The sequence below is a fragment of the Microvirga arvi genome (genome assembly GCF_016892765.1).
Taxonomy (GTDB): domain Bacteria; phylum Pseudomonadota; class Alphaproteobacteria; order Rhizobiales; family Beijerinckiaceae; genus Microvirga; species Microvirga arvi.
Genome location: NZ_JAFEMD010000133.1, coordinates 1 through 4,697, shown reverse-complemented (window position 1 = coordinate 4,697; position 4,697 = coordinate 1). Strand labels below are relative to the sequence as shown.

At 60.0% G+C, this 4,697-nt stretch carries 7 protein-coding genes and 1 pseudogene; 4 read left to right on the top strand and 4 right to left on the bottom strand.

Annotated elements, in window-relative coordinates:
• The coding region (locus tag ILT44_RS32095) for a hypothetical protein (protein WP_204243239.1) at window positions 1–183 on the bottom strand (183 nt) is incomplete at its 3' end.
• Between the two features lie 371 nt (window positions 184–554).
• A complete protein-coding gene (locus tag ILT44_RS32090; protein ID WP_372441295.1) occupies window positions 555–803 on the bottom strand; it encodes a PilZ domain-containing protein in 249 nt (82 codons plus the stop codon).
• 372 nt (window positions 804–1,175) lie between these two features.
• Between ILT44_RS32090 and ILT44_RS29855 the strand changes: the two genes are divergently transcribed.
• Together ILT44_RS29855 and ILT44_RS29850 are read left to right on the top strand one after the other, a co-directional pair.
• A complete protein-coding gene (locus ILT44_RS29855) occupies window positions 1,176–1,580 on the top strand; it encodes a response regulator (protein WP_204243237.1) in 405 nt (134 codons plus the stop codon).
• Between the two features lie 17 nt (window positions 1,581–1,597).
• Window positions 1,598–1,879: a hypothetical protein gene (locus ILT44_RS29850; RefSeq protein ID WP_204243236.1), complete on the top strand. Its 282-nt coding sequence runs from the start codon at window positions 1,598–1,600 to the stop codon at window positions 1,877–1,879.
• 60 nt (window positions 1,880–1,939) lie between these two features.
• On the opposite strand, the gene ILT44_RS32085 is transcribed toward ILT44_RS29850, so the two are convergent.
• Window positions 1,940–2,062 (bottom strand): DUF1127 domain-containing protein, encoded by a 123-nt coding sequence (locus ILT44_RS32085; protein WP_372441294.1) that lies wholly within the window; start codon window positions 2,060–2,062, stop codon window positions 1,940–1,942.
• A gap of 672 nt (window positions 2,063–2,734) precedes the next feature.
• On the opposite strand from ILT44_RS32085, the pseudogene ILT44_RS29840 reads away from it, so the two are divergent.
• Window positions 2,735–2,929, top strand: a pseudogene (locus tag ILT44_RS29840) (DDE-type integrase/transposase/recombinase); the annotation flags it as partial.
• 308 nt (window positions 2,930–3,237) lie between these two features.
• Window positions 3,238–4,359 carry a M20 family metallopeptidase gene (locus ILT44_RS29835; RefSeq protein ID WP_204243233.1) on the top strand — a complete coding sequence of 374 codons (1,122 nt, stop codon included), beginning with the start codon at window positions 3,238–3,240 and terminating at the stop codon, window positions 4,357–4,359.
• Window positions 4,360–4,461: 102 nt separating this feature from the next.
• Here ILT44_RS29835 and ILT44_RS29830 read toward each other — a convergent pair.
• Window positions 4,462–4,697 (bottom strand): hypothetical protein (locus tag ILT44_RS29830; RefSeq protein ID WP_204243232.1); only part of this gene is annotated, 236 nt, incomplete at its 5' end.

The following is a 4,697-nucleotide window of genomic DNA, read 5'->3' as shown; positions in this document are numbered from 1 at the left end:
CCGTAGCTCGCATCCAGCCAGCAGACTGAACGTCAACAGGAAGCAGTCATTGAGAGGCATCATGGCAACACGATCGAACAGGCCTTTGCCAAGATCAAGGCACACTTGCGCAAGGCCGAGGCGCGAACGTTCGACGCGCTCTGGCGCGCCCTCGGCGACATCTGCGACTTGTTTGAGCCGCACGAGTGTTGGAACTTCCTCAAGGCTGCCGGCTATGCGTCCGTTTAACAGTCCGATGCTCTAATTTCTGGCGTCTTGAGCAGCCTGCAACTGCTCCACCGTCTCCATGATCTGCTCGGCTGAGGGCTCTATTGTGGAATAAGCGCTACGATGGATGGAGACATGAGCAGCGCAATGCAAACGAGCCCTAGAATGACGAAGGCGAACAGGCCTGGAATATTGCCGTTCATGTGGATCGCGCCTCCTGCGGCCGCTGCCTGTATCCTCGCAGAGTTCCAACTGCTTCGATACCATGAATGGCGGTGGCGTCGCGGGAATAGGCGATATCGAACCTATCGCAACAACAGCGCGAGTAAGGTTAGGCATGGTTGCAGTTAGCCGGTGAACCGCGCTCCATAGTGGCTCCCGGTGGTCCAAACCAGGCGGACCATAGCGACGGCGCCCTTGTCTGGGATATTCAGTTCGAACTCAAGAGGAATATCAGCAGGGGCAGGGATCACCAGCCGCACACCCGTCTCAGGCAAGTCCCACACGGTACAGGCAAACGGATCGCCAGTGGTTTCGCTTGCGAACCATCCCTCTAAGCCGACGGCAAACCGTTCACTCGATCGACGCTCAGGCATTACAGGGTTCATGCAAGAGTTCCTGTTTCGACGGAACGAAGCCTGTCAGGGACCGGCCTGGAGTGAGGCTGCCCTCAAGTCATGGCGGGTCCAGAGCGCGGCGCTGCTGTTTGACTGCCGCCAGGGCGGATTATGGCAGGTCCGACGAGGAGCCCGGGGAGGCAGTACATCCGTGCCGGCCCGGGACTCGTCGACAGCTGTCGCTGATAGGCAGCTGAGGTGAGACTGAGCTGATTTGCTGAGTGTGACAATCGGCAAATCAGGCGCGCGTCGCCTTGGCGCACTGGCTCCAACTGCTGGGCAATTTAAGGAAGCATTAACCAAACCGGCAGAACATCGGCACGTCTCCCATACAATGCGTGATGTCCTAAAATGCTTGCCTCGGCTACGGTTCTTGTCGTTGAGAATGACCCCATCACACGCGAGCTGCTGGAGAACATTCTCCGGGGCGCCGGCTGTCGGGTCTTGGCCGTTCCAACGGGCAACGCAGGGCTCCTGTTGCTCTGCCAGCAGCAGGCTCAAATTGGTTGGCTTGTGACGAAAGTGAGGCTTCCTGGGCTGGTGGATGGATGGCTCCTCGCCGATGAGTATCATCGATACAATCCGGACCGGCCGGTTGTCCTGTTGTCCGAAGAGATCCCCAAAGCTGAATGTCCCTCAGTGGACGCCGTCTTCGTCCCGCCGCATGCCCCAATGAGGGTACTTGAGACATTGAAGGGTTTGGCATTGTCTGAAACGGTTGATGACGCTCCGGTCGAGATGCTCAGGGCTGCCTAACCAAAGAGGAGCAGTTCGTGAGCGACCAAAACGAAACCGTTGCCTCACGTCTCTGGCGCGACCGTGCCCAGATCCGGGAGCAGGAGCGGGATGACGCTCGGGCCCGGCTCAAGGTTGCCGAGGAGAAGGTAGCCATCCTGATAGCCGAGAACGATCGGCTGACTGCTGAGAATGCCCGGCTGCGGGAACGGATCAATCCAAATGCAGGCCTAGCCCGCAACGAGACAGAACGGCAGATGGCGGAACTCAGGGGGGCATTGATGCCTCTGCTTGCCAATCCGCGCCCGACTACGCACTGACGTACGTGAGTTCATTTTTGGGAAAGGGGAGGGTGCACTAGATCCACCCTCCCGCAGCATTCACTGTCCTTGACGTGCAGCCTGATGAATATCGCCCTGGGATAGACCAATGTCGGAAAGCTCCCGGTCTGTCAGGGCTGTCAACTGGCGAGCCGTCTCACGGGAATGGTGCCACCCTCCCACAAGCCCATAGTGGCGCCCCTTCAAACTTTGGCACAAGGCTAAGTTCACTGACCTTGAAGAAGGTTGGGCGAGGCCTGTGCGAGGGTTTGTGGATCGAACGGCTTTTCCCACCGGGGTACATGCAGATACCGATCCGGTACCAGGACCCGGCTGTAGCCCGTGGCGAACAGGAACGGCACTCCCCGTGCGGCCAAGGCATCCGCTACCGGATAGACGGCCCACGAAGGGCGACAGCAGGCGCACGATGGCGCTGGTGTTGCCGGCGGCCTCCAGGACGACCTCGTCGTCAGGCTTCAGGGTCTTGGCAAAGTGCAGCAGGCGGCTGCGTTCGAGATCGACCTTGCCGGCATCCCGGATAATTCCCTTCTCCAGGATCGCCATCTGGGCGAAGGATCGATGGATATCGAGAGCAATGATCCTCATCTCCTGCTCCTGTTCGGTTAGATAACCTTGGGAGCTGGTGGGTCACACGACACCTACGGATCCGCGCTCGCAGCGCACCCGGGCCAGTCGAAGGGGCGGCCAGATAACAACGCGAGCTCTCAGCTCATGAGATACGACGGCCTGCCCACCTTACGTGCTCCCGACACCCCTATCCCGGGCTGCTGATGGTAACTGACCCTTCAGCTGTCTGAAAAGTGGATGGAGGTGTCGCGCCTATTCATGCCCGATAATAACCGCATTGAACAGGATCATCGCGCTGTTAAGCGGCGAGTGCGGCCAATGCTCGGCTTTCAGTCTGTCGCCAGCGCCCGTGCGATCCTGGGTGGGATCGAGATGATCCACATGATGCGCAAACAACAGGCGAAGTATGCCTACAATCTGCAGCTGTCACTCGCGGAGCAGTTCAACATCCTGGCTGCCTGAGGCATGCGAATAGATTAGTCCCCCTTCTGTCCTCACCTAAAATTCGCGACAGAACCTCATCCTGTTGGGCTAGCCGTCGACATCGCACTTGAAAACCGCATGGCCTTGTCGGCTATCACTTGGCTGATGCGGATCCCGGTGATGAGCGCTAGCGGGCTGGATCTACAGGGACAGGATTTAGCCCTGCGCTGAGCTAAGCACCTCTGGTGCTGCGGCCGACACCGAATTAGCATCCCAACCATGCCCCTTGAGCGCCAGCCACCCTGCGGTGAGTTGATGTTTGCAAAACTCCTCAGAAAGAGAGGCCGATGACCAACTCACCCGCTGTCGCGCTTACACAAGCGTTGATCCGCCAGAACACCGTCAACCCTCCCGGCAATGAGGCTCAGTGCGCAGCCCTCGTGGCCAAGCGGCTGGAGGAGAATGGCTTCACCGTCACGGCAATCCCGTTCGGGGAGGGACGCACAAACCTGATTGCGCGCCTCGGCGGCCGGAAAGCCTTACCGCTTGCCTTTACCGGCCACCTGGACACGGTGCCGCTCGGCTCGCAGCCATGGTCGGTCGACCCGTTCGGTGGTGATATCGAAGGCGACCGGGTGTATGGCCGCGGCTCCAGCGACATGAAGGGCGGCGTTGCGGCCTTTGTCGAAGCCTGCATCGCCCACCGTACCGCGCTGGAGAAGGGCCCTGGCGCGGTGCTGATCATCACCGCCGGTGAGGAGACCGGATCGGAAGGAGCCTACCATCTGTGCCGGCAGAAGGGGCTTCTGGGCGCTGCCGGTGCCTTAATCGTCGCCGAGCCAACATCCAATACCCCGCTGATCGGCCATAAAGGGGCTCTGTGGCTGAAAGCCGTCGCACGAGGCGTGACTGCGCACGGCTCCATGCCGGAGAAGGGGGACAACGCCGTCATCAAAGCAGCGCATGCGGTCGTGCGGCTGACAGACTTTGACTTCAACATGCAGCGGCACGAGGTGTTGGGCGGACCGACGTTGAACATCGGTACCTTCCATGGCGGATTGAACACCAACTCGGTTCCTGACCATGCCGAAGTGAGCCTCGATATCCGCACAGTGCCGGGCCAGGCGCATGCCGCCGTGCGCGAGATGGTCGGGAGCTTTCTGGGTGATGAGATGGAGATCTCGCCGATCATTGACGTGCCGGCCGTCTGGACTGATCCCAGCGATCCATGGATCCAGCGGGTCTTTGAGATCATGGCGCCGCTCCTTGGGGAGATGCTGGTGCCGCAGGGGGCGCCCTACTTCACCGACGCGTCAGCGCTGACCCCAGCCCTAGGCAACCTGCCAACCGTCATTCTCGGCCCTGGAGAAGCGGCCATGGCGCACCAGACGGACGAGTACTGCCTCGTCTCGCGCATCGACCAGGTCGTTGAGGCCTATGGCCGGATCATCGAGGATTGGTGCAAATGACCGGACGTCCCACCGCCCTTGAAGCCGCGCAACGCATCGGAGTGCCTTGCCTCTCTGAGGAGCGGTACGGAGCCCACGAGCAAGGGGCTAGGCGCGATCTTGCTAACCATTATCGACGTTTGGCGTATTCTCACTTAATTTGTGAGGATAGCTATGGCCGAGCATTGCGCTCGTACCTTCAAGCTCCGGCACTATCGCCTTCCAAAGCGCCTCGTGGACTGCATGAAGTGCAAGCCGCGGAGCCGGCTCGATGTGACTAGCTGTTTGGTAGCGGAACGTTGTTGGGACCGGGTGCGTTGGGCGATTGAGGAATATACTTGGCGCTTCGATGGCTCGCG

Excerpts from the sequence above, each read along its gene's own strand:
- ILT44_RS32090 (WP_372441295.1), bottom strand. The coding sequence starts at position 803 with ATGCCTGAGCGTCGATCGAGTGAACGGTTTGCCGTCGGCTTAGAGGGA.
- ILT44_RS29855 (WP_204243237.1), top strand. The coding sequence starts at position 1,176 with ATGCTTGCCTCGGCTACGGTTCTTGTCGTTGAGAATGACCCCATCACA.
- ILT44_RS29835 (WP_204243233.1), top strand. The coding sequence starts at position 3,238 with ATGACCAACTCACCCGCTGTCGCGCTTACACAAGCGTTGATCCGCCAG.